This is a genomic window from Rhizobium sp. S96 (genome assembly GCF_030382195.1).
Classification (GTDB): Bacteria; Pseudomonadota; Alphaproteobacteria; order Rhizobiales; family Rhizobiaceae; genus Rhizobium.
In genome coordinates, this window is record NZ_JAUDRY010000013.1 from 65008 (window position 1) to 89403 (window position 24396).

General features: G+C 58.7%; 22 protein-coding genes and 1 pseudogene. 14 read left to right on the forward strand and 9 right to left on the reverse strand.

What is annotated here, in order from left to right:
* Window positions 1-192 precede the first annotated feature (192 nt).
* Both QTL94_RS16425 and QTL94_RS16430 read right to left on the reverse strand, forming a co-directional pair.
* Window positions 193-795, reverse strand: coding sequence for a hypothetical protein (locus tag QTL94_RS16425; RefSeq protein WP_289802593.1), 603 nt, complete (start codon window positions 793-795; stop codon window positions 193-195).
* A 587-nt stretch (window positions 796-1382) separates the two neighbouring features.
* Window positions 1383-2077, reverse strand: a pseudogene (locus QTL94_RS16430) (ParB/RepB/Spo0J family partition protein); the annotation flags it as partial.
* Between the two features lie 339 nt (window positions 2078-2416).
* On the opposite strand from QTL94_RS16430, the gene QTL94_RS16435 reads away from it, so the two are divergent.
* Window positions 2417-2767: an antitoxin Xre/MbcA/ParS toxin-binding domain-containing protein gene (locus tag QTL94_RS16435; RefSeq protein ID WP_289802556.1), complete on the forward strand. Its 351-nt coding sequence runs from the start codon at window positions 2417-2419 to the stop codon at window positions 2765-2767.
* An 8-nt stretch (window positions 2768-2775) separates the two neighbouring features.
* Window positions 2776-3273 carry an RES family NAD+ phosphorylase gene (locus QTL94_RS16440; RefSeq protein ID WP_065690353.1) on the forward strand — a complete coding sequence of 166 codons (498 nt, stop codon included), beginning with the start codon at window positions 2776-2778 and terminating at the stop codon, window positions 3271-3273.
* A 414-nt stretch (window positions 3274-3687) separates the two neighbouring features.
* On the opposite strand, the gene QTL94_RS16445 is transcribed toward QTL94_RS16440, so the two are convergent.
* The 3 genes from QTL94_RS16445 to QTL94_RS16455 all read right to left on the reverse strand — a co-directional run bounded on the left by QTL94_RS16445 (window position 3688) and on the right by QTL94_RS16455 (window position 6029).
* A complete protein-coding gene (locus QTL94_RS16445) occupies window positions 3688-4677 on the reverse strand; it encodes a DUF3991 and toprim domain-containing protein (protein WP_065690355.1) in 990 nt (329 codons plus the stop codon).
* Window positions 4678-5316: 639 nt separating this feature from the next.
* Entirely contained in the window at window positions 5317-5484 is a 168-nt protein-coding gene (locus QTL94_RS16450) for a hypothetical protein (protein WP_198928674.1), read from the reverse strand.
* A gap of 290 nt (window positions 5485-5774) precedes the next feature.
* On the reverse strand, window positions 5775-6029 hold the full coding sequence (locus QTL94_RS16455) for a CrpP-related protein (RefSeq protein WP_065690356.1): 255 nt from the start codon (window positions 6027-6029) through the stop codon (window positions 5775-5777).
* A gap of 430 nt (window positions 6030-6459) precedes the next feature.
* On the opposite strand from QTL94_RS16455, the gene QTL94_RS16460 reads away from it, so the two are divergent.
* Window positions 6460-7359 (forward strand): thermonuclease family protein, encoded by a 900-nt coding sequence (locus QTL94_RS16460; RefSeq protein WP_244499431.1) that lies wholly within the window; start codon window positions 6460-6462, stop codon window positions 7357-7359.
* 568 nt (window positions 7360-7927) lie between these two features.
* Here QTL94_RS16460 and QTL94_RS16465 read toward each other — a convergent pair.
* On the reverse strand, window positions 7928-8302 hold the full coding sequence (locus QTL94_RS16465) for a hypothetical protein (RefSeq protein WP_065690357.1): 375 nt from the start codon (window positions 8300-8302) through the stop codon (window positions 7928-7930).
* Window positions 8303-8618: 316 nt separating this feature from the next.
* On the opposite strand from QTL94_RS16465, the gene QTL94_RS16470 reads away from it, so the two are divergent.
* The 4 genes from QTL94_RS16470 to QTL94_RS16485 all read left to right on the forward strand — a co-directional run bounded on the left by QTL94_RS16470 (window position 8619) and on the right by QTL94_RS16485 (window position 10983).
* Complete coding sequence (locus tag QTL94_RS16470) at window positions 8619-8873, forward strand: hypothetical protein (protein ID WP_065690358.1); 255 nt, start codon at window positions 8619-8621, stop codon at window positions 8871-8873.
* Window positions 8870-9349 (forward strand): hypothetical protein, encoded by a 480-nt coding sequence (locus tag QTL94_RS16475; RefSeq protein ID WP_065690359.1) that lies wholly within the window; start codon window positions 8870-8872, stop codon window positions 9347-9349. Before QTL94_RS16470 ends, QTL94_RS16475 begins: the two co-directional genes overlap by 4 nt.
* Complete coding sequence (locus tag QTL94_RS16480) at window positions 9336-10295, forward strand: S1C family serine protease (RefSeq protein ID WP_065690360.1); 960 nt, start codon at window positions 9336-9338, stop codon at window positions 10293-10295. The genes QTL94_RS16475 and QTL94_RS16480 overlap by 14 nt, the downstream gene beginning before the upstream one ends.
* Window positions 10296-10476: 181 nt before the next feature.
* Entirely contained in the window at window positions 10477-10983 is a 507-nt protein-coding gene (locus QTL94_RS16485; protein WP_244499432.1) for a hypothetical protein, read from the forward strand.
* A gap of 238 nt (window positions 10984-11221) precedes the next feature.
* Here the strand turns inward: QTL94_RS16485 and QTL94_RS16490 are convergent, their stop codons facing one another.
* Window positions 11222-11467 carry a helix-turn-helix domain-containing protein gene (locus QTL94_RS16490; protein ID WP_065690362.1) on the reverse strand — a complete coding sequence of 82 codons (246 nt, stop codon included), beginning with the start codon at window positions 11465-11467 and terminating at the stop codon, window positions 11222-11224.
* Window positions 11468-11558: 91 nt separating this feature from the next.
* Between QTL94_RS16490 and QTL94_RS16495 the strand changes: the two genes are divergently transcribed.
* Window positions 11559-12449: a LysR family transcriptional regulator gene (locus QTL94_RS16495; protein ID WP_065690363.1), complete on the forward strand. Its 891-nt coding sequence runs from the start codon at window positions 11559-11561 to the stop codon at window positions 12447-12449.
* A gap of 364 nt (window positions 12450-12813) precedes the next feature.
* Here the strand turns inward: QTL94_RS16495 and QTL94_RS16500 are convergent, their stop codons facing one another.
* Entirely contained in the window at window positions 12814-13782 is a 969-nt protein-coding gene (locus QTL94_RS16500) for a hypothetical protein (protein ID WP_141683911.1), read from the reverse strand.
* A 619-nt stretch (window positions 13783-14401) separates the two neighbouring features.
* Here QTL94_RS16500 and QTL94_RS16505 point away from each other — a divergent pair.
* From QTL94_RS16505 to QTL94_RS16525, 5 genes are read left to right on the forward strand one after another with little or no spacing between them, the layout of a single operon-like run.
* A complete protein-coding gene (locus QTL94_RS16505) occupies window positions 14402-15736 on the forward strand; it encodes a GumC family protein (protein WP_158007257.1) in 1335 nt (444 codons plus the stop codon).
* A 17-nt stretch (window positions 15737-15753) separates the two neighbouring features.
* Window positions 15754-16857: a glycosyltransferase family 4 protein gene (locus QTL94_RS16510; RefSeq protein ID WP_083199283.1), complete on the forward strand. Its 1104-nt coding sequence runs from the start codon at window positions 15754-15756 to the stop codon at window positions 16855-16857.
* The gene (locus QTL94_RS16515) at window positions 16854-18086 is read left to right on the forward strand and encodes a lipopolysaccharide biosynthesis protein (RefSeq protein ID WP_141683913.1); all 1233 of its coding nucleotides are present in this window, start codon (window positions 16854-16856) and stop codon (window positions 18084-18086) included. The genes QTL94_RS16510 and QTL94_RS16515 overlap by 4 nt, the downstream gene beginning before the upstream one ends.
* The gene (locus QTL94_RS16520) at window positions 18083-19417 is read left to right on the forward strand and encodes an O-antigen ligase family protein (protein ID WP_065690368.1); all 1335 of its coding nucleotides are present in this window, start codon (window positions 18083-18085) and stop codon (window positions 19415-19417) included. The genes QTL94_RS16515 and QTL94_RS16520 overlap by 4 nt, the downstream gene beginning before the upstream one ends.
* Window positions 19414-20379, forward strand: a complete 966-nt coding sequence (locus QTL94_RS16525; protein ID WP_065690369.1) for a glycosyltransferase family 2 protein — start codon at window positions 19414-19416, stop codon at window positions 20377-20379. Before QTL94_RS16520 ends, QTL94_RS16525 begins: the two co-directional genes overlap by 4 nt.
* Window positions 20380-20749: 370 nt before the next feature.
* On the opposite strand, the gene QTL94_RS16530 is transcribed toward QTL94_RS16525, so the two are convergent.
* Entirely contained in the window at window positions 20750-20968 is a 219-nt protein-coding gene (locus tag QTL94_RS16530) for a hypothetical protein (protein ID WP_065690370.1), read from the reverse strand.
* 315 nt (window positions 20969-21283) lie between these two features.
* Between QTL94_RS16530 and QTL94_RS16535 the strand changes: the two genes are divergently transcribed.
* Window positions 21284-24247 (forward strand): DEAD/DEAH box helicase, encoded by a 2964-nt coding sequence (locus QTL94_RS16535; protein ID WP_083199284.1) that lies wholly within the window; start codon window positions 21284-21286, stop codon window positions 24245-24247.
* The last annotated feature ends 149 nt before the right edge of the window (window positions 24248-24396 follow it).

Consider the following 24396-nt stretch of genomic DNA (forward strand, 5'->3'; position numbering starts at 1 on the left):
GTGGAGGACGGCGAAGGCGTTGCGTGCGGCCGGCGGCTCCTGCAGGCCCGAAGCCCCAGACGGACCGCATGGTCAGACCAAAATCCTCTCCTCCTCTTCTTTCCTGAGAAAGCCAAAAGAGAAGGGGCCGTCCCGAAAGGACCGACCTTGGATCAATTGAGATGGCGGAGCCGAAGCCCCGCCGTGATGCTGTCATTCGAAGGCAGACATCTGTGCCGCGGCCGCCCTGCGGTCGACGGAATGACCGGGGTTTTCAACCGGACGGTCAAAGGGCTTCCAGCTGTCGCCGACGATCTGCCTGTATGCATCAACGGCGCCTTCCGACGCCATGCGCAGAGCGTGGGCCTGGATCCCCATGTCGGCTGCGAATTCGCGCTTGCGGTGGGCGGTGCTGTCATAGCCGACGGGACCGTCAAGATCCTCGTCCCGGGCGTCGTTTGCGGCCTTGGCCGTGGCATCGCGCGCCTCGGTGACCGCCTTGCTGTAGAACTGGCCGGCACCATGCGCCGAGCCGACGAATGCACCGACGATCCGCTGCAGGTGGATCTGCATGGCGCGCTCGCCCAGACCTTCGCTGAGAGCATCGGCCGTCTCGTTGATCAGGCGCTCGTGAAGATCGCGGATCCCGTCGCTGTCGACGATTGCATTCCCGAAGCTCTCGGCGATCTTGAGGGCCTGATCGATGTCCGGGCATGTCAGCCGGACCATCTCGATGGTGGCGCCCTTGCGGAGCTGGACAATGCGACCAGTCGGGCGGGCGGATTGGCGGGGATTGGTTGGGGGCTTGGCGGCCATGTCATTTCCTTTCATCCCGAAGTGGTTCCGGCCCGGTGCCGGATTGCCCTTCGGTGCGGTCGCCCCGAACCGGCGGAAGACGGGCGCTTCAAGGCCCGGGCGCGGCAGGACCAGCGGAGCCGATGTGCGGGCGAGCGGGCGTAGCCCTGCGACAGCCAAGCGGATCTGCTCTGCGCAGGACGAAGGGATCCGGCCGCCACGCGGCGCGGAACGCGGCCTTGAAGCGAACGGACGCTGGTTCAGACCACAGCCAAACCGAAGGACAGACCGGCACGGGTTCACGCAATCGTCGGCAACAAGGAAAATGTTCAAGCCCCCGTCGCTCCAGGCCTTTCCCAACTCGGCGTGTTCGGCCGAGGCCGCTTGGCCCTCCGATGTCCCATGCCTGCGGTTTCCCTCCGGCGATGGGCGGTCCAATACCGGATGCCGTCGGCATAAGACGTCGTGAGGTGCGAAGTGCCGCCGCCGTGCAAGCGCCGACGGCACTGGATCACGTAAGTCCGGCGAGGTTACTCGCCTGCGATCCCGTAATCGGCCTCGTGATCGTCGAGCGCGCCGGTGACCTCGTTGTCGGCGTTCATCGAGGCCTCTTGGTCGGCCGGGCCGAAGAGGTCGTTGGCCCATTCGATGCCATAGCCCTCGCGAAGATCGTCGCCGAAGCTCGCGTCGCGGGCGAACATGCGGGTCTTCGACAGGCTATTGGCAATCTGCCACCATTGCGCCGTGTCGCCCTTCTTCAGCTTGTGGGCCTTCCAGACCTCCTTCTGATCCTCGAGCGAGGCGGCCGCAATCGTGCGAAGCTGTTGCTCGCTGGGCATATCGCCCTTGGCCATCTGATCGAGCATCGCGGCCAGGACGTTGGCAAGCAGCCGGAGCTTGCGGACCTGGCGAACGGGAAGAGCGAGAGCGACCGCTATTGCTTCCTCAGTCCAGCCGAGCGCAACGAGGCGCTCGATACCAAGCCATTGACCGGGTTTAGTGGTTCACGCGCAATGTTTTCGACCATCGATCGCATGGCACCGTTGTCGTCGGAGGCCTCCTTCACGAGGACCTCGACTTGTTCGAAGCCCGCGCAGATCGCGGCCTGCACGCGCCGGTGACCGGCCTGGATGACATAGCCGTTTCCGCCGTCTAGCTGCGGCGAGACCACGGGGGGCTGGATGATGCCGACAGCTTTCACGGTGGCAAGCAGCAAGGCGTCGGCTTGCGGATTGGACTTCGAGCGCCTGATATCGTCGGGGTTGTCGCTCAAGGCGCGCGGGTCGATCGTGATAATGTGCATTGAAACGCTCCTTTGGGATGCGGGGCGGCTCGGTTGCCGCTCCTTCCTGTCTTCTTCCTTTGCGAAGACATCTCCCGAAGCGCTGGGGTAGCCGGGTCGGCGCAACTGCGACCGAGCAGCCCTGCTGCGAAGCGCACGCGGGACTTGAAGTCCTGCGATGGGCGAGTAGCCGGGATGAGCAGGTCGCAATTGAGCTTCGGCGACGCTGACCGGCACCGCTGCTAGCGACTTCTTCTGTTTATCACTTTCCTATTCATCCGGCCTCCCCATTTGTAAAACACTCATATTGACGCTATATTGCGTCAATAGTTTCGGCAACGGAGATTGAGAGGTGGCGATATGAGTCTTGCACAATATGCAGATGGGGGCATTTTCTCGCCGCGCAAATTCGCGGAGGCTCTGCGCACGACAAGCGAGGAAATTGCCCGTACGGCGGGCTTGGGGCGGGATGCTATCCAACGCAAGGATCGCATTCGTTCGGACAAGACGCAACGGCGCCTGCGTGAAGTCGCTGAGATCATCAACAAAGTCGAGCCACGTTTCGGCTCGGCTCTGATGGCTTACGCCTGGTATCGGTCGGAACCACTGCCTGGTTTTTCTGGCCTGACGGCTATGCAACTGGTGAGGGACGGTCGCGCCGACGACGTTCTTGACTATATCGACGCTGTCGACGCTGGCATCCACGCGTGATCGCCTAGATGCATTTCAAGGGAACTCTCTATCGGGCATTGAACCCGGTGCACGCACGCGAGCCGCTATCTGGTCGTGGAGCAGAGCTTTATGGTGGTCGCTTCAACGCAAAAGGAACTCCAGCACTCTACACATCATTGTCGGTGATGACGGCATTGCGCGAAGCCAACCAGGTAGGAGCCCTGCAACCCACCACGCTTGTCTCTTACGAAGCGGAAGTGGAACGCGTCTTCGATTGCCGAAACCGTGATGCCCTGGATGCCGAAGGTATCAATCCGGCCGCGCTTGCCGATCCGGCATGGCGCGACGAGATGAAGGCACACGGAGCGGCACAAACGCAGGTCTTCGCAAGGAGACTGGCGCTCGCCGGCTATCAGGGACTGCTCGTTTCGAGCTTCGCGCATGGGGCAACAGCGCAGGATCTCAATTTGGTTTTATGGACATGGAGCAACGCGTTGCCCAGCAGCATCAGGCTCATTGATGACGATGGTCGTCTGTCGCGTTAGTCGTGCAGCCTCGCAGGAGGCATTGGCCAAAAAAAATGGGCCAGCGAAAACGCGGCCCATAAAGTGTGAAGGTCAAAAACCTCCAGAGGGGAACAGCTACTGCGGCGGAACTGGGAGAAGACCGCCATCTGCATTAGCTGTAGGCTTTATGCCTGATTTTTGACCAGTTGGAAAACATTTATTGTGCAATGCAGCTATGCATTCGCTGCGCTGCTTATAGAACATGTGACGATTCAGGCGACGGCGTGCTGGCAACCTCGTCATCAACGTCGCGCAATCGGCGCCGTTTTTCACAAAGCTCTTCCGCAAATGCAAAGCTCTGCCATCCCGCGAGCGCCATGACGAAGAAGAACGAGAATATCTCCTGGCGCCTGGCCGTTTCTTGGAAGATCTTCGGTATCGATCTATGGCTCGTCATTTCGGTGCTGGCGCAGCCGGACGAAGGTCTGCTTGATCGGAGCGGCGAGAGGGCGACACGTCTCGCCCCTCCTTCCTTCTTGCTTCCTTGTCCTTCTCCCTTTGCTTCAGCACGTCGTTCCAGTCATCGGAGGTCGGCCGGAGCCGAAGCCACGAGCAGCCGACATCCTCGGCCAGTAGGCGAAGGCGGTCCGCGTACGCATCGCCCTGAGAATTGGCATCTGTCGCGGCCACGAGGTGCGCATCCGCGCGGTCAGCAAGCTCACGCAGGGCTGTCGCAGTCGCCGGAGCCCAGCCGCCGCCGGTGCTCAGATATTGGGTGTTGTCACGCATGCCTTCGATCGCGGCGAGGCTCATAGCATCGATTGCGGCCTCGGTTACGCAGAGCCGCGTTGCATGGGTGGCGCCGAGCCGAAACAGGATCTTGGCTCCGCCTGTCGCAAAGCCACGCCATTCAGGGCCGCGCCCCTCCCATCCGCTGACCTTGCCTTGGTCGTCGATGTGGGCCGCCCACATGCTTCCAAACGGCCCTTCGCGAAGGACACCCTGCCTGATCGCGGCTCGGATGATGGGTGCAGGTAGTGAACGCTGCCAGCGGAGATAGCGCCAGGTGGCCGAGCCCCGCCATGGCGATGGCCGGCGTGCCCACTGTTCGGCAATCGAGGCGCGATTTTCGGACTCGGAGTGTTCTCCATGCCAGATTTCCTCCGTAGCCCGGTAACCTGAAAGTTCTGCGACCAGGGCGCATGCACGCGGAAAGTCGCGGCCTTGCAGGCGGATCACCAGACCGAAAACATCTCCCTTTTCGTCGCCGAGAGGATCGAACCATCCGCGCCCTGAATGCGTGACGATGATGATCTCGCCGCCACGACGATATTTGATCGCGCGCCTGGTGCTTTCCTTGACGTCGAGGGCGAACCCGGATGTCTCCAGCAACACCTGGCAACCCACAGTGTCCTTGAGCCGTTCTATTTCGTTTCTCTTCATGTTGTCTTTCCGGTCGCACCGGCGGCCGGCCCTCATCTCTTTTCTTCCCGTCACTATCGCGGGACAGCTTAGGAAGGCCGCGAAGAGCAAAGGCTGCAAGGGCGCGCCTGGCAATTGCAGGATCCGACAATCAGAGCATCAGGCGCGGCGCAGCGTCCCTTGCAGCCGCCGGCTCGCAAGCGGCAGGCAGGGCGTCCCAGACGAGAGAATGGGCGGCTCAATGAGCCGCCCATGGCTATATGGCATTCGAGCCGCCACCGCTCGGTAACCGGGCATAGCAGTTCCCTCTAGAAATTACCGGAGGACTGGTATTATGGTTTGACCAAGCTCCCCGCAAAAATATATGCCCTGTGCACTCTCTTGTTGAGGACCCCTGGGGGTCTACCGAAAGTGCGCGGGCGGCTTGGGAGCCTAAAGAAATAAATGCACACTTAGCTCCCCACGGGGAGCTTTTGTGTTTCTGGATTCCGCTATGCGGCGCCTGCCGCAAGAGATGCAGTCGGCCTTGTCAGCGAGGCAGCCAGTCGAGATTTTCGGCACACTGTATCGACCTCCAGACAGAAATGTGTCGTTCCCACGACCTCTGACCATGTGCAAACCGCCCAGTCTGCGGGCGGCGTATCGGCAGGTGAGCATAAATCACCATGGCTCGTATTCGTGAATGATCTCAAGGTCATCGCTTGCGTCGATGTCATCAGACGGAAGGACACCGTATTCGCCGTCGACTTCGAAGACGGTGACCGGGACCATGAGGTCGCGGGAAAGCTGGAAGGCGTAGGATTGTGCGAGACTAAGATCGTGCGACATTTGAGAAGCTCCATCCGGGAGCGGGCCAATCCCGCTCGATGGCTCCCAAAAAGGCACGGGGACGGGCGCGATCACCGCGAGGGCAAAGCCTCGAGCGGCCGCAGCGGAGCTAGCGGACCCCTTGCGGGTTGATCGTGGAAGATCCGGACCAGGGCCAGGACGCCATCACATGAGAGCGGGATTGGTTTGCTCCCAGCAGGGCTGTCACCTTGTCACTGGGTCTTGAGCGTGTCCTTGTCGGCGCCTCCGCCAGCGCATCAGAGAACTCCCTTACCGAGCTCTGTGGAGACCTACGCGGTTGCCCCTCGTTCGTGGTGCCGGATCAGGCTGGAAATGAAGCTCACCATGCGGCCTTCACGGCTTGCGTCTTCTGCCTCCCAGCCGAAGTTCCAGGCTTCGACGCGAACCTGCCAGTCTTCATGGGTGCGCGGGTTGTCCAACGGTCGCACGTCCGACTTCAGGTAGGGGTTTTCGTGTGAGCCAAGCCCGAGCACTCGCGCCCGTGACCCAGCTTCCTGCAAATCAATCAGTTCTTCTATCGTCAAAGTATATCCCCTGAAAAGCCAAACTATCATTCGGAGGTTGCTTTGCAAGAGGTTCCTAATTTAACTCGTGGCTTAACGACAAGTTGGAGAAAGGCGAGAAGGACAGGGTCCTGCGTTTGGGGACAAGACCCTGCCTTCGAGATGGGTACCGTTGGAGCTCGCTGGCACCCATCGCAAACGAGAGCCGAGGATCTCACTTTCCGAGGTCGATGCTAAGTAACGGTGCGAGTTGATACGAGTAGACGGATCAAAAGGATCATCAGGGATGGCGTAGCGGATGTGTGTTCCAGATGATGCGGCCAAGCCCAAACCAGCGCCCCTGCTCCGTGGGCTTTTGCTCAGCTTTCGGAACTTCAATCTGAGGTCTGAGCGATTATTAAGGCCTTCAACCTAATGTGGGTTGTCGCGTATCGCCGAACCGGGATGGGAAATGCTTAGCGAGGCTGAAATTGCTCACTTCAAAAGCCGTATCGAAGAGATCCTCTGCGACGGGAAACCAACCGAGTGGCAGCGACGGTTTCTCATTGATATGCGCGACAAGATTGGTCGGTACGGTGTGCGGACCAGGCTGAGTGAGAAGCAACTGGCCATGTTGAGGCGACTGACAATGGCGACGGTGGTCACGCCTGTGTTTCGGGCTGATGCCGAAGGTTCCCGCCCGGAGCCATTTCGCCCTTCGCTAGCTATCAGACGTCGTCCTCGAAGCCCAACCGGGAGAAACCCGTTCCCGCAGAACCCTCTTCGAATCCGCAATCCACTTCCACCCCGAAACCCGTTTCGGCCTCGCTATTCGCGCCGCCTTCCGTTCCTCAGCGGGAGAGCAACGCTTGTCCTGGTGGCATTGGTGCTGGTCGTCGGTATTATCGAAAGCCTTTTGGACCGCGGGACTGCTACGTCGGGCAGATCCCCGGTCGTTTCCACGGTTGAGGAGCCCGCCGCTCCTCAAGCAGCGTCGGGCAATATGGGCTTTACGGTCACCGACGGTGATACGATCAAATTGAAGGATGGAACGCGGGTCCGACTGGTCGGCTTCAACACGCCGGAAAAGTTCGAACCAGAGTGCTCCCGCGAAGCCGCATTGGGCAACCGCGCCTCGGAGAGACTAAATGAGCTGGTTGCGGCAGCTGCCTCAACAGATGTTACACTTGTTGCCTGCTCCTGCCGGCCTGGCACCGAGGGCACGAAGAAATGCAACTATGGCCGTAGCTGCGGCAGATTGACGGTTGATGGCCGCGACGTCGGTGAGACACTGATTGGCGAAGGGCTAGCCGTGCCGTTCGTCTGTGGCGTGAGTGGCTGTCCGCCAACACCACGCCCTTGGTGTGGTTGACCCGCTGAAACACTTGAACGCGAACCACCTATCCGAAGGCGAAGGAGAAGAGGCGAGCTATCGGCTCCGGCCAACAATTGCTCGCCACGTAAGGCGAATTACGCTGAGGCGTGACCGAACCTTATCGCGCGTCGGTATATTCAGACCGTTTCGGAGATCGGCGAGAGCTTGTGCTTCCAATCTACTCTGCGGACCTGCTGATCCGCCTTTGAAGGGCAAGCCCGATGTTCGATCGATCACCTCCCAGTGCTCGCCGGCCTGCTCGATCTCATACCGTTTCATGCGCCTTACCTCACCGACTGATGCGGCGACGCTACGGCACATGTGTTAAGTCAGAACAAATTGCATCCGGCTTAGCGTCCCGATCTGCGGCATTGGTAAACATGCATCTAAGATCAACATCGATGGTGGTGCCCTGAGAGATCAACCCTCTTTGAGGTGGTCGTCGGCTTGAACGGCAACCAGCCAGGCTTTTGATAGGTGAACGAGGAACGTGCGAACCGCGAGCTGAGCCGGATCCAGGCAGCCTCGCCTACCGGACCATGGAAGCGGCTACGAGGACCCGCTCCTAGGCTCGCCAGGGAGCTTGTCTCTCAGGCGCCGGGCGTCCTTGATCGGATTGCTGAAGCACGAGTATCGCCTCACCGAACACTTCCTTCCGTCGCGTCGTTCGCGCGTTTATGGCGCGGTTCCTTTCGACCTCCGACATCCTGGTTGCGACTGCAAGCGAAGCCTCGTTCTCCACCATATCGATCAGCAGGTTGCGCATAACGCCGTTCTCTTCCCTCAAACGGATCAGCTCGATGCTCACCGGCGACGCCGACAGCTTTCGCTCAATGGTTTCCTCGATTGCCTTTTCGACCAGTCGGGTCTTTGCGGCGAAGTAACGCCCAATGAAAAATGTGCTGGTCAAGACGCAAATGGCAAGGAAGAGGTACAGCATTCTTGTGGCTCCAATCTCACTATGGAGATCGTGATTGTGACCCCCCTTTTCAATGAGCTCGGTCGCTCTTGGAAAGAGCAATCGGGATGAAATGACCCTGCGGTGACTGGCAACTCTCTGGCGACGGGGCGCCAGTCAGGTGCCGACCGCATCGTGTTCGACCAGTGATGACTGGAGACCAAGCGGAAGTTGGTCTGGTAGTATTGCATCGTCGCGAAGATGGCGACTGGATAGCTTGTTCAAAACGGCTAGCTGCGAGGCTTCCGGCCGATAAGCCACTCGAATTTTGGAACCACGTACGGATGCTGGGCACGCAATGACGCAAGGCAACGACTGGTATGATATCGCCAAGCGGCAAGGGCAACGTGCCGGCAAACGTGGCGGGGAGATACAACGCCACCAGAGCGATTTCAGGGATGAGGATGAAAATACCGCATGGATTGACGGTGTACTTGACGGTGTGATGTCTTCAGGCGAACGGATAGCGGCGCTGACCAGCGTCCGGGACATGATGCCCGGTTCGAAAGGTGGCCTCATCCAGGTGGTCATTGTCGAGAGGACACGCCTGTGACGCAGACGACTGACTTCGTCACCGAGTTGATCGTCGCGGCCAACCAGATTTCAAGCGTGACGCCCTTGGAGTGCCGCCGTCTGCTGGAGCGGGGGATCGCCACAACGAAAGCTCTTCAGGAAACCCTGTTGGTGAACAACAAAGCGGCGCCCGTATCCGCCAAGGTGTTGGCGCAGATCGAGACGATGGTGCCCGAGGTCGATGCGGTACCTGACGTCCCTGCTTGCTGCAACGCTACTACTCGTCGCAGACGAAATCAGACAACTCCGGGCGCTGGCGCTCTCAGCCAACGTCTAGTCGCACGGATTGAGCGCGACCTCAGGCGCCATCATCATGCGCCCTTGAACTGGTTGCCTGCCGATCTCACCTTAATGTGCAACATTAATCATTGGCTGACAGCTCCTCGCAACGCAGCGGCTGCCGGTCCTCAGCCAAAGACGCTTGACAGCGTCCAGGAACAGCATGGGTATCATTGATGGGAATACTGTCTCCGCCGATGAGGTGGAGCTGACTGACATCTATTCCAAAACGGTCGCCGGTGCGGTGGATCTTGTCGGACCGGCCGTCAGCCGCATAGAGCGAATGGAGGGCAGAGGTGGACATGGTTCAGGCTTTGCCATCTCTCCCGACGGTCTCATCGTCACGAATAACCATGTGGTCGATGATGCCAAAACGGTACGCATCAAGACAGCGGAAGGCTTGACGACCGAAGGCCGGGTCCTGGGTCGTGATCCCGACACCGATATCGCCCTTATCCGTGCGAACACTGGCGTTGGCGCATGGGCCCGGCTTGGCGATTCCAGGCGGCTGCGGCGCGGGCATGTCGCTATTGCGATCGGAAATCCTCTTGGTTTCGAATGGACGGTGACCGCCGGTATCGTCTCAGCGCTCGGCCGTTCCATGCGGGCGTCCAATGGCCGATTGATCGATGACGTCATCCAGACGGATGCGGCCCTCAATCCTGGCAACTCCGGCGGGCCGCTGGTGTCCTCCTCGGGTGAGGTCATCGGCGTCAATACGGCCGTTATTCGCGGGGCGCAGAGCATCGCGTTCGCGGTCGCGTCCAATACGGCGAATTACGTTGTATCGGAATTGCTGCGGTTCGGACGTGTTCGCCGAGGCTACATTGGCATTGCAGCCGACACGGTTGACCTGCATCGAAGGATCGCTTTGAACGCGGGCCTTACACAGACGACTTCGGTGCGGATAAGACGCATCGAACCGGATAGCCCGGCGGAGCGGGCTGGGCTTCAGGAAGGCGATCTGGTGCTGGCGATCAACGGCACAGCAGTCGGCGGGATCGACGATGTTGTCAGGCTGCTCGATGGCGACCGGATCGGTCAGGAGACAGAGTTTCTTATCTTCTCAGTTCAAGGCACACTGGACCGGAAAGTGCTGATTCCGTCTGCGCGTCCTTCTTGATGCAATCCACATCTCCCACTCAATGAGGTGACTATTGACGCAGTTCTTCGAAACCACCCAGGTCATCATGGCAATGGGAGCCGTGATTGGTTGTGGCTCGTTCGCGGCCGGGGCTCTTACACTTGCCGCGATCCAAGGTGCACGCAGCCGCGGTTCCGGGGCGGGGGCCAGGAGCCTGGCGATGCTGACTGTATTGGCTCTGGATGATTTTGTCGGTGCCAGCTACGCTGCTGTTCATGACAGCCCAGCGTTCAATCCGATGGACGAGGGGGAATTTGCGTTTCACGCGCTGGAGCCAGTCTTCGCCTTGCCCAGGGATGCCGACTGGGCCCTGTTTGGCGATGAGCTGTCCGATGAGATCATGTGGCTCTCCAACAGGGTAAGCAACCTCTCGCACGCGCTGGATTCCCTTGATCTTGCAAGCCCTGGCTACGATAGGTTCTTCGAAAGACGCCAGCAGGGCTACGCGGAACTGGCGAGCAAGGCGCTTGATCTTATCGACCGATTGCTTGGGGAGTTTGATCTGCATTTGCCTGCCAAGCCCGACTATTATCGCCAGCGTGAAGGTTTTGCTGCGATCTTGAAGACGGGCGGCGAAACCAACCTTCGCACGAAGAAGGTAGCGCTCATGTCGAACGGTTCGAACATCACACAGCTGTTTCCAAAGACGGGTGAGGAGGCTGAGTGATCTGGCCCTGCACGTCGGGTTCCAGGTTTTGACCCGACTGGACCGGAGCTTGGAGGAGGGCCCCGTAGCCGCAGCCGAGCGAGGCAAGGAAATGGCGGAGCGGTTATACCTCAGTGGCTGGCACGAGCAATGAACGTCTCGGCGGGCACCACTATTCCGGCGTAGTGGACGGGGTTGTCTTCTCGGTCGCGAAAAGCATCTTCCGAACGCGGACACCTGAGCGTAGCGACCATTCGCCTCAGTGTGCGGGAATTCGCGCAATATCTCGAAGCGCTTCAACGGCGTCGAAGCCGAGCAGGTCTGCCAGTACCAAAAACTCAACAACGTCTACCCGACGCTGGCCACTCTCCAAGCGAGCAACAAAGGACTGGTATTCGCCGAGTCCGGCTGCCAAGTCCGCTTGCGTGAGACCGGCTGTCTCCCGGCTTCTAACGAGCAGTTCGATAAGAGCCTTGTGTCTTTCGCTACCCAGAGTCTTTACCATGAAACACCCACCTTCGAAGAGATGGGTGTTTCGTTATATCTGATTTTCAGTTATCTTAAATTCAGATATTTTCAACGTGAGCTGCCAGGCCATGGAACTTCGCCAACTTTCCTTATTCAAAGCCGTTGCCGAGGAGCTGCATTTCGGTCGTGCGGCGGCGAAGATGTGCATCGCCCAGCCGGCTTTGAGCAATCATGTCATGGCGCTGGAGAAGGAACTGGGTTGCCCACTGTTCATCCGCTCGACCCGCCGGGTCGAGCTGACAAGGGCAGGGGCCACCTTCTATGATCGGGCGGTCCGGATCTTGAGCGAAATGGACCTGACCGCCGAACTGACACGGGCCGCCGGCGGCAGTCGTATTCGTCAGATCAAGATCGGAACCGTCTATCCCGCCACCATGGGCATGCTGCCGGTGTTCCTGGGCAAGATCGCGCATAAGTTTCCAGATGTCCGAATCCATATCGCCTCGGGCAATACCAGCGATATCATCCGTGGTCTGGAGACAGGGCAGATCAATCTTGGCTTCATCCGCCCCGTCGAAAACATCGGATCGTTGCGCTTCTTCTCGGTTGCCCATGAGAAGTACCTGCTGGCCGTGGCAGAGAGCAGTCCACTGGCTCTTCGCGACGAGATCTCGATCGAGGATCTGCGCGACCAGAAGATCATTGCCTTCAATCGTCAGAACCTTTCTTTTACGGAGCGCTATTTCAATGAGAAGTTCGAGGAATACGATCTGACGAAGAACATCGCCTATAGCTGCGATGACACCTATTCGCTCGTGTCACTCGTCTCCGCCGGTCTCGGTATCGGTTTTGCGCCGGAATGGACGAAGGACATTCCCAATCGCACCTTTGTCCTGAAGAAGGTGAGGGGGATCGATTTCAGGATTGGGCTCGGCATTGCCTGGAACCGGGAAGACCCGACCGCGTCGCGTGATGACATCGTCGAGATTGCCAAGTCCATGGTGCGGGCGGCGCGGTGACGGTCAAGCTTACGGCCCGTGCCCCCGCATTTCGGCTCCTCCGAACTTGGCGCATCGACCAGCGCCGGGCTGCAGCAGGCCGCACCTCAATAAAAAACGGGGCCGAACCTGGTATGGGTCATCCGTATAAGCGGTATCAGAACGTGCGCGGCACCTACAAAAATTGATTGTTGTTCGCTCGGAAGGTGGAGCATAACCGCCGCAAGCTCGGCAAAGCTGCGCGGACTGCAGCCATCGTCCACCGTGCCACTTTTGCAGTCCTACTCGAGTGCGTTGAAAGGCAGCGGGGCCGACTTACGGGCGTTTTATCTCCGGTACTATCTCGCCTTGTTCGAACCGACGGTCGCCATCCAATAGCTGCCACTCAAAACACGACGACCCTGAGACGGGCGAATATCTCTTCAAGGTCGTGGTTCAACTGCGCGTCAAAGGCATGAAGGGCAGGGACCGACGGCTTTGCCGCTGGTCTGACGCGGATCGTAATACCCCGGCCTCCGCGATCGACGATGAGAAAGCCATATTGTTGCGCCGCAGTTGCAATATTTCTGCCCGCAGCCGTGATCAGGTGCAGATCACTGACCCTGATATCCGCAGGCAACGCAAGCCTCGTTCCCATCGGCAGGACGCCCGAGTAGGGGAGTGGATTGGTCAGAGCATCGCGATCGAAGGCATAGGCGGGATAAACAAACTGCGGCGCCAGCAGCGTTGGCGGGACAGTAATGGCCATTGCGTGATTGACGCCTGATCCGATTTCGCTGTCGAGGACCGCTCCCGCATAGCTGGGCAACATCGATGCCGTCTGGCCGCTTTGTCCTCCGTCGCCATCTCCAGACCCACTGGCGTCGGTAGTCGCATAGGATAGTGCGACGATGGTGCGATCGGACAGGACGATAGTACCATATGTTTCCAGAACGTCTCCCGATGGCTGGCGCACCGCCATGTGTCCATCCGCTCCGGCGGCAGGTCGAAAACCGGAAGCGGGCACATGGAACGTCGCTCCTGCCATCATTGCCGGGGGTGCCCTGCGGTAGGATGTCGGCGTGACCCAGTCGGAGGCCGAGGTCGATGAAAAGACGTTGCCATGGCCGGGAAAGATGTCGGAAGACGTCGCTAGAATTGCCGCCTCGACGCTTGCATCGTTGCCCGACCGCCGCCAGGCTCCTGCATGCACCGCAGCCCAGGCTTGGGAATTGTAGAGGAGACGCACCTTCGGATCGGCTTCCGTTGTCGTGTAGAAAGGAACAACCCAGTTACCGCTGGGATCCCAGGTATCCAGGCCGACAGGTAGACCGGCCGCGACATTCGTTGAACCAATTGTTGCAGTCGCTGGCACCTTACGGTTCCAGGGAGAGCCGGCTCCAAACAGTGGTTCGCCAACTGCGGTCGTCGCCGCACCAAGAAGATAGAAGAACGCGGCGCACCGCACAAGCCATTGCCATATCATGCGGTTTCCCGGGCACAGGGATGGTTGTCCGTGAATGCCTTCATACATCGGTTGATCCAAACAGAATACTGACCAACCTATCCAATATCCAGCAATGAGATTGTGTTTCGACCAGTCTTCATCCTCCCATCACTGTTGCGGGCAAGACTCACGTTTGTGCACAGAGTCAGTTGCTTTTAAAGGCGCTTGATGCAGCGGGGAAGACGTCGAAAGCTATTGAGACAAGCGGCGGCTCAGCGAGCTGCTGCCTGGAGATACTCCAGGCACGGGACGCACCGAGCTCCAGAACTATAACAACGTATAAATCCCAATACCTCCCTACAACTAAGCATACCTACGCCATTCAGATGATCTGTATTGCCAATACTCAGTTATTAAATTATTAACATGAAGATAAAATACCTCTAACAGACTGAATGAATTCGCACTTTAGACGAGAAGTAAAAATGGTGGGTTGGCATTTTATATTGCAACGCACATAACTATGCATAGGCAGTCAGGTTTTCGCATGAATTACTATAAATCTTCGGCGAATATAGACGGCAATGGTGCGAGTCGACCCGCTCGGCTGCAGGTGTTCAAGCTCAAACCGGGCTATCTTGTTGGTGCGACCCTGGCATTTTTGTCGATCCTGGCGATGACGCTCATTGCGCTTCAGCTGACCCCAGCGAAGTTCCGCGCAAGCGCCGATCTCCTTGTTCTCCTGTCCGACGACTACGTTGCACGACCTACTGCGGGTAGCACGGATACGTCGAACGCACCGGCGATGGACCGCGATGCTTACATGTCGGCAGAAAGCGACATCCTTGGCAGCGAGACCGTGATCAAAGCGGCTATCACGAGCATCGATCCTCACATCTTGTACCCGGCATCCACGGGCCGGTCGTCGCCCGTCAAGTCCGCCATCGGCTATGCCCGTGATTTCATCTCCGGTGTGCCACAGGACAACAATGATGACGACGAGGCGGCGATGCTCCGCGCTCGTCGTGCCGTGGAAAAGTCCCTTCGGATCGACAGCGGGCGCAGCGGCAACATCATAACTGTCTCCTATGAACATTACGATCCTGAGCTTTCAGCGCAGTTCTTGTCGGCATTGATCGATGCGTATTTCGCGCGCCGGGCAGTCCTTTTCGCCGATCCGCAAACGACGCTTCTCATGCAGCAGATCAAGACGAAGAGCGACGAGCTGCAAATTGCCAAGGCGGGGCTGGCGGAATTCCGGCAGCGGTATGCGATTTCCGACCTTAACCTGCAGCGCGACCTGTTGCTGAGGCACCTTTCGGATCTCAACAACAACCTTCGCACGACTGACGTTGCTATCGCCGATGCAACGGCCCGGCACAAAACCATCCTCGACCAGTTGGATGCGTCGCCCGCCGACCGCACCAGGCGTGCAGCCAGTGGCGATGTCGCGACCAAACAAGGTGATCCGGCTGACGCTTTGCGCAAACAATCCGATGAGCTGGAACAGGCATTGAGCGCGGACGGTGCACGCCGGACCGAGATGAAATCGCGGATTTCCGATCTCGAGACTGAATTGCGAACGTTGAACGATCAGGAAGGGACGCTGCATGATCTCACGCTGCGCCGAGACATACTGGAACGCCAGTATGCCCTTGGTCTCGACAAGCTCAGTGAACGCAAGGCGGCCGAGGCCGTAAGAGAGGCCCGCCTCTCCAATGTGAGGCTCGTGGACGCGCCAGAGGCACCGCAGCGCCCGACGAGCCAAAGGCTGCTGATCGCGGCGAGTGGGATGATGCTCGCACTCTTCTCCTTCGGCGCCATCCTGACGCTCGGGTGGCTCCGTCGCCCGGGAAGTCAGCCGCTTCGCTGGTTTGCCTGAGGTCGCGGGAGTTCAGCATGAAAATCGCGATGATTGGCTCAAGGGGCCTCGGAACCTCATATGGTGGCATTGAGCGAGTGCTTGATGCGGTCTGCCCGGAGCTCGTGGCGCTTGGGCACACTGTCGACGTCTTCGCGGCACCGTCGGCGACGACCAGCAGTCTGCCGGGTCTTGACGTTATCAAGGTCCCAGGTCTTGCCGGCAAGCATACGGAAACCATCTCCCGCAGCGTCGTGTCGCTCGCCCTGGCAGCAGGTCGATATGATGTTATCCATCTTCACGCCATTGGACCGGGCATCTTGTCTGCGGCAACACGATTGCTTCGACAGCCAACGGTGGTCACGATTCACGGGCTAGACCAGCGCAGGGACAAGTGGGGACCAATCGCCAGATCCTGCCTGTCGACCGCAGAGCGCTCCATCGTCCGTTATGCTGATCGCATTACAGTCGTTTCAGAAGAGCTTCGCCGATACTTCGTTGAACGCCACGATCTGCGAACCTCGTTCATTCCGAATGGGCTTCCTGTCGTAAAGAAGCTGCCTCCGGGTTCGCTTCTGAAGGCATTGGGTCTTACGGGCCGCCGGTACGTCTTCTTTGCCAGCCGACTGACGCTGGAGAAGGGGTGCCACGATCTCATCCAGGCACATAAGAGGCTGGGCGACGATGTCACTCTCGTTATCGCTGGCAGTGCGCCACAGCGGGACTACGAAGACCACGTGAAGGGCCTTGCTGGCCCCAATGTCATGTTCGTTGGCCACCGTAGCGGCGCCGATCTGCAGGAGCTTTACAGCAATGCGGCTCTGTTCGTTCTCCCGTCATACCTCGAGGGCATGTCGATGGCGCTGTTGGAAGCCATGGCATACGATATTCCCACAGTCGTCAGCGCTATTCCCGAGAACACGAGGGTGGTCGGAAACTCGGCTATCCTGTTCCAGCCCCGCGACGTGTCCGGGCTCACAGAGGCTTTGTCGCGAGCCCTGTCGCGTCCCGCAGGCGCCGTTCCTGCTACCCCGACTTGGCCGACCTGGTCAGAAATCGCGAGGAGCTACAGCGACGTCTACGATCGCGTCGTGACGCGGCCATTGCCGGTGCCGGGGCGGCTCTACGAGGGGAAGCTGTGACCTTGAAAGCGCCTGCCGTCCTTCAAAAGCTATGCGATCGTATCTTTGGCGGCGACGTTTCGTCACTGATGAACATCGGTTCGCGACTGCTGCAAAATGCCAACGGGTTTCTGCTCACGGCCATCGTCGCGCATCGTTACGGCCTGGATGCCGTGGGAACGCTTACGCTTGCCGCAGTCCCAATCACTCTGGTGGCTCTATGCGGAACGTTCGGCCTGCACTTCAGGTTCGCGCAGATAAAAGAGACGAATTCGGTCTTGAACTCACTGGGGTTGATTTCGGCGGTCGTCTCGCTGCCTGCCATTCTGCTCCTTGCAGTCGTTTTCGGACTGGCCGTCGGCCATAGCCAGGAAGAGCAGTTTCAAATCGCCGCCATAGCGCTTTCGTCAATCTTCTTTTCCCAGTCCAATGTGACCAACGCGCTACAGGTCGTACAAAACAAGATGGCGCACACCATCATCCCGCCAGGACTGAATGCCCTGGGGCTGTTGGCTGGTGCCTTTTCCCACGATTTCAGCATATTCTGTGTTTGCATTCTCGCTTTCAGGCTCCTCGGCATCACAATCGCCTACGCTCTTTTGCCGCACGACTTTAACGCCGCCATCCGACTGGCGCCGACGCAGATGCGTGCCGGCATTCGCTACCTTTTTGCAGACGGCGTTCTGGTGCTCGGTGACAACCTTCTGGTCCTGCTCTGCTCACACCTTCTCGGGCGCGGTGAACTGGGCGTTCTCGGCATCTGCCGGCAACTGATGACGGCAAGCGACACCCCAGGCTGGGCAAGTCTCCAATCCGTCTATCCGAAGCTCGTCACGGGCGATGACGCGTTCTTCCGCCGCGTCGTCCGTTCGATGCTCTTGTTGAGTGCACTGCTCGGCATCGCGGTCACTGCGGTGGCCGTTCCTGCTGGCATGACGATCTTCCACAAACCGGATCTTTGGCTCTATACGGCAATTCTGATGGCCTCGGCACCAGCGCGCTATTTCGTGGTGAGCGCCGAAATGTTCCTGAAAGCCAAAGGTCGCATTAAAATCGCCAATCGCCTCAGCAGTCTGCGAGCGTTTGCAGGCTTCGCCTTCATTGGCGGTTTAACGGCCGCGGGCGGGCTGGTGGGCCATGTCTTCGCGTTTACCTCGTTCTTCATTCTGTGCGCGATCATCGAGTTTGCGGTGGTCTTGGGTGACCGGCGAATTCGTCCTGCTGCGCTCAAAGTGGAGGAGGCGATATGAAGGCTCAAACGGCTGCGTCCAGGCCAATATTCCCGTGGCTGACGGCTGACCAGAGCCTGTACGCAGGAATGTTGCGCTACACGGTCGTGTTCTGGGCGCTCGGCCTCCTTACGCTTGTCCAGGCCATCGTCATCACTGTTCTTGCTTTCAAGCGGGCGCCTATGGGACTGCTGGCACGTGCAGTGGCGATCAGCTGGATTTGCATCGGCGCCGTTCAGTTTATCGCATCCATTCTTGCTGGCGTGTGGCGCGAGCAGCCAGGCGAAGGCTTCATCCAACTCGTCAGCTTCGGTGTTCTCGGATGGATCATGGGTGGACTTGCCATTTGGGCGGGTGCCGCGCACGGTCTTTCCGGCCGTTCTGTGGTCCGTGCGGTTTCGATACTTGGCGGGATTGTTATTGTCCTTGCCTTGATCGGTGCTGTCGGTGTTTCGCTGGGTTTGCCGAGGCTGGTCCTGCCGTACACGCTGCCGATGCTGATTGCCCCTAACAGTATCTCTGCCCAGCTTTACGGATCGCTCGCAATCTACATTCCCGAGGAGACCTTCGGCGAACAGGTCACGCGGTTGATCCTCTTTTATCCGTACACGACCGCTCTGGGCCTCGGTGGAATCGGCATCACGCTTATCAGCCTACTCGAGAAGGATTTGCGTTTTCGACTGCTGGGCATGACCGGCGGTTTGATTGCGGTCGTGTTCAGTTGGAGCCGATTGTCGCTAGGCGCGCTGGTCTTGTGTGCCCTTGGATGGGTATGGCTCAAGGCGTCGTTCAGACTGAAGCTCATGTTCATCTTCTCGGCACTCTTCGCCTTGTTTGCGATCAGCGTCGCTGGCTTCGATTGGCCCGGGGCCCTCATGTCCGTTCAGGATCGGATCGATGGCGTGCGCGCCGGGTCGAGCCTTGCGCGACACTTGATCTATGAGAAGAGCTGGGAAGGCTTTCTCCAGTCTCCGATCTTTGGCTACGGCTGGATCGGACCGTCGGTCCATCCCAAGGAGATCCTGCCGATCGGCAGTCACTCCACGATCTACGGCCTGTTGTATACCGGCGGTGTAATCACCTTAGCTAGCTTCGTGATCGCAATTGCCCTGACACTCGCAAGCGGCCTCATGCGACTGTTCGACGAAGCAGGCGAAAGGCGCGACGAAGTCATTGTCATGCTCCTCCTGTCGCTGACGTTGTTGTTCTTCTGCAAATATGAGTCGCTTTTCAGCATCACGTTGCCGTGTTCATACATCTTCGCGTTTATCGGTGGCGCTCTGGAGCCACGTGAACAAACACAATCTTCCCCGCTGCTCACCGCATCAAGCGCACAAGGACGTCATCCATGATTGAACATTCGCCGCGTCTTAGCATCGTAATCCCGGCCTACAATGTCGGCGATTTCATCGTGCCCGCGCTTGAATCCGCGCTGGATCAGACGTTCCGCGACCTTGAGGTCATCGTTGTGGACGACGGCTCGACCGACGCCACCTCAACGAGGATTGCGGATCTGGCAGCACTGCGAAGCGATACCAGACTAAGGATCGTTCGCCAGGACAATGGCGGATTGTCCGCGGCCAGAAACAGGGGAATTGCCGAGGCGCGGGGCGAGTATATCGGCTTCCTTGACGGTGACGATCTCTGGCGAGCCGACAAGGCCGCAGCTCATATTGCCCTGTTGGACAGTGACCCAACGATTGGCTTGAGTTTCTCGGCCTCGGAACTTCTGGAGGAAGATGGCCGACCTACGGGCAAGGTACAATCTCCCGACAAGATAAAGCCGACGCTGCATCAGATGATCCTGCGAAATCACGTCGGAAACGGCTCGACACCGGTCGTGCGGCGTTCGTGCTTCGAAACCGCAGGCGATTTTCGCGAGGATCTGCGTAGCTGTGAAGACTATGAAATGTGGTGCCGTATACTCTGGCTGACAGACGCCTCTGCTGTCGGCCTGACCATCCCCCTGACGTTCTACAGAATGCGGAAGTCGAGCCTGTCTTATGATGTCGATCGTTTCGTGAGGGAGATCGACGCCGCCCTGGACATCATTCAGTCATCGATGCGCGAACTCCCTCGCGATTTGATCGCGCGGGCGCGGGCCGAACATTATAGAATTGCCGCGCGGAAAGCCGCGCTCGCCGGCAGAACAGCCAAGGCGCGGGATCTTCTGAAGCGCGTATTTCGAATTAGGCCAATGATCTTCCTTACAGACCGGCGCGCCGCGGTCACCTTGGTATCGCTTCTCATGCCCGAGCAAGGAAAGCGCAGGATCGAACACCTTGTCGGATCCGTTCGAGCCAGAAGAACTTGAGCCATACGCAAATCGCGAAGACTTCCTGCGCTTGCGTCCGCATATTGCCTGCCACAGATAGGCGATCAATGCACTCGCAGACCTGTCATCTTGCGGCGAACGACAACAAAAATGAAATGACGCCAGAAATACCCGTTAAGTGGGTCCCTCGGAAGATAATACTGCCATCCATCAAGAACCTTTAAGGTCGAGATGACCTGAGTATCAACCATCGATTGCGCGACACTTCCCCTCGTCAAAGATCACATGCGACCGCCAAAAGCCCGAGGCTGAGCGACCTTGCCGTGGTAATATCTCCTATCCGCACTGAAAGGGTGGGCAGAGCGATGGAGAGGCGTCTGACGGCGATACTTTCCGCTGACGTGGTTGGCTATAGTCGCCTGATATCGGAAACCAATATTTCAGCTTGCCGGACATTGGTGTTGGTCACCAGCATCAGGAGAAGGCCGAGCGCTACAGCACGCGGAATAACTTCGGTTCCTTCCGCCCAGGCCAGATGGGTCACCGGCTCCGCACCAAAAAGCGTCTTGATATCTGCGGCATTCAAACCTGTGACGGCAACCGCAGCCCTGTACTCTAAGGCTTTCATGCACTGTCCAGTCGATTGTTTCTTGCAGAAGGCCTGAACTCTAGGCTCATCCGAGACTACAAGTATCGAAATTCCGACAGCGTCTATTCTACAAGCGACTGTCACGCCCTATTCACGTAGCGGCCGTGCCTCTGATCGGCACCGGACACAGCTCGTCCAGACAGGTCAGCACAGCACGATTAACTCGTTTTTAACCACGGCAACCGAACCTTGAGCAAGGTTCCCCGGTCGCGTTTTCCGATTCTGGTCGCCCCAGCCGGACAGGAGACCTGTCTTCACCGCGTGCGCTTCAATTCCACGGTAGGGGCATTTCGCATGGTAGATACAATGCCCATTCCAGATGGGAATCATCCGCTCCAAGGTAAGGCGCACTCCAGCGAAGCCCCTCGGGGGCAGATACTGAAACTGCTTGAATACTGGGAGAACATCGAACGCTATAGCGCCCCAATCGCAGAAGACGATGGCGAACTGGCTCCTAATGTGGTCGTCACGCATGTCTCAAGCGATCGCGATCCCTGGCCATCGATGCGAGATGAAACCAAAACAACCCGGCAGTTCGTGCGCTTCGGTGTCGCTTCGATGCGGGGATGCGACAGCCTGCTTGTTCAGCGCTGGCGACCAGATCAAGACTCCAGAGAACCTGACCTCGTAGATAACGACCGGTTCACATTCGCCGGAAGCTTTGCTGTCTCGGGAAAGAACGCGGCGGAAAAAGGCTCGTTGGTGGTCAGCCGCTTCCTTTTCGATCTCGCAACCGCGACCGAATCCTCCACCATTACCTTCACGGAATATACGAACCTCCTGGAGGGCGAATTCAAGAACAGGCTGAAGACGCGGGCGAAGCCGCTCGCGATAGCAGAAGCGCTTGCCGATCAGGCATTTATCGCTCTGAAGCTCCCGCCGGATCTCAGACCGTCGGTCAAATGCGTCGTCGTTTCGCGCTCAAAGCCTGTCAAAGAAGGGAAGAAGGCGAGGAAGATCAGAGACGCCAGGCTGTTCGGCAATGCCTATCCCGGCCTGTTGCGACAGCTGCGTCAAGATGTCGAGGACTGCCTGGTAATCGGTGGTGCATGGGATCTGCTGACCCAGCCTTCGGCCGAGTCCGACTTCGACGCGGGATGCGACGATACAGTCCTGGAACGCCTCGAGACACACCGCTATCCCTCGGCACGATGGCCTTCCGACTTTTCGCTGTCACCTTACCAGCAGGTCGCCGTCAACGAACTGTTCGCACGGACCTCGCGAGAGGGGATATTCTCGATCAATGGGCCGCCGGGAACCGGCAAGACAACCCTAGTGATGGATGTCGTCGCCGAGATCATCAGCCGTCGCGCTGAAATCCTGCTCAGGTTCGACAACCCGCTCGACGCCTTCAAGGCGACCGCAAGCGGCAGCGACCATGGGTCCACCTTCGAGATCGACAGTGCTCTCCACGATTTCATCATCGCGGTCGCGAGTTCGAACAATGGCGCGGTCAACAACCTGACGCTCGAGCTTCCCAAGCGGTCGAAGATCGGCGAACGGTATGGCAAGCAGTTGAACTATCTGCCGAAACTCGCCGAACGCATTCTCGCTCAGCACCAGGTCACGTCGCCTGCCTGGGGTTCGGTTTCGGTGCCGCTCGGAAACAAGCAGAATAGAGATCGGTGCGCGTCGGCTGTCGCTGAGCTGATCGATGACGGATGCCCTGATGACGACGATCTCAGCACTCGCAATTGGGGTGAGGCCTGCGCCATATACAGGGCCGCGAAGGCGAGAGTGGATGACCTCAAGGCAAAGCACGTTCGTCTCGACGAGCTTGCGCGTTCGGCCGACGAATTCGGATCACTTCAAAAGGCGGCTGGTGCGCGGCCACCGGTGGTAACAGCATCATCGGCTCGCAATGGCTCATTGGCCATGAGCCAGGCTGAGGCAATGGAGGCCGCGTCCCATCCTATCATTGCCGCGTCACAGCGGCAGATCGAGGAAGCGCGTGAGGAGCTTGGGAAGGTTGTTTTGCCGGCCGAGTTTCTTGATGCCGATCCACGTGCAAGAGCAGAGATGCTGGTCGGCACGTCGACGGCTCTGGAGGACGCACGTGCCGATCTTTTCGTCGCGGCGATGGCGCTACATCAATCCTTCATCGCTGGCGCATGGGATCCTATCAGCGCCAACCTTCGCGCATGGACCGAACGTATCGCGCATCCCGAAACAGGGGGTTCGCCATCGTCGGCCGTCCATCTGTGGAGTACGTTCAGCCTCCTCGTTCCGGTCGTATCCTCGACGTTCTGCTCGTTCGCGAATGTCTTCGCAAGCTTGGGACGCGACGCGATACCATGGCTGATCGTTGATGAGGCAGGACAGGCCGCCGCCCATCACGCGATTGATGCCCTGTCTCGAGCCAAACGCACCATCGTTATCGGAGACCCGTTCCAACTGGAGCCGATCTCCGCGATCAGCAGCTCCGTTGACGATGCTTTGGCGAGCCGATTTGGCATCCCGCGGGAGTTCAGAAGCAAGGCGGGCTCCCTGCAAACACTGGCCGATCGGATCAATCCATTTGGCGCGAGGCGGAACGGCAAGTGGATCGGAGCGCCGCTACTGGTCCACCGCCGGTGCATCGAGCCGATGTTCTCCATCTCAAACGCTCTTGCTTACGAGCACTCGATGGTTCTGGTCAACAACGCGCTTCAGGCCGAGAACCCAGTCGGCAACGATCGGCTCGCCTTTGGGCCCGAGAGTGCATGGTTCAACGTCCGTGGTGCATCCGAGATGCCCGACAGGTTCTATGTGCCTGAGGAGGGTGCTCTGGCCTGCTACATCATGTCCCGCCTCGCGGAGTGCCGCCCACCCCAACATCGAGGCCAGTTGCCTGATCTCTTCGTGATTTCGCCGTTCCGGAAGGTTGCGCTGGGAATCAGGGAGGATTTACTGGCGAATGCACCCACGATGTTCGGTCATACCGCTCCTGATGTCGTCGAGGAGTGGGCGGAACGGTCGATTGGAACTGTTCATTCGTTTCAGGGAAAAGAGGCTGAGATTGTGCTGCTGGTATTGGGTGCGTCAGATGCCGAAAGCATATCCTGGGCGCTTGCCAAGCCGAATATCATGAATGTCGCCGTGACGCGCGCCAGACGACGACTTTATGTCATCGGCAATCGGGCGAACTGGTTCCAGGACAGCAGCCGGGATGCGTGGATGCTGGGCCAGGGCAGGGACTGGCTTGTCGACGAGGCCGATGCGCGGGCGCTATTTTCACGCAGTCCACACCACAAGCCACACCTTCGTTTGGTGGTTTAGAAAGCGGCAGGAGAAGCAGCTCGAGCTCTGAGTTGTCGGTTTGAACGGGCCAGCTGAGGTTTGCGAAGGTTGTCTCATGGACGACAGACCTTCTGTTCCGCCGCACCTGCGGGCGTCGGCATTCCATCCTTCGGCAGAGGATTTTTGTG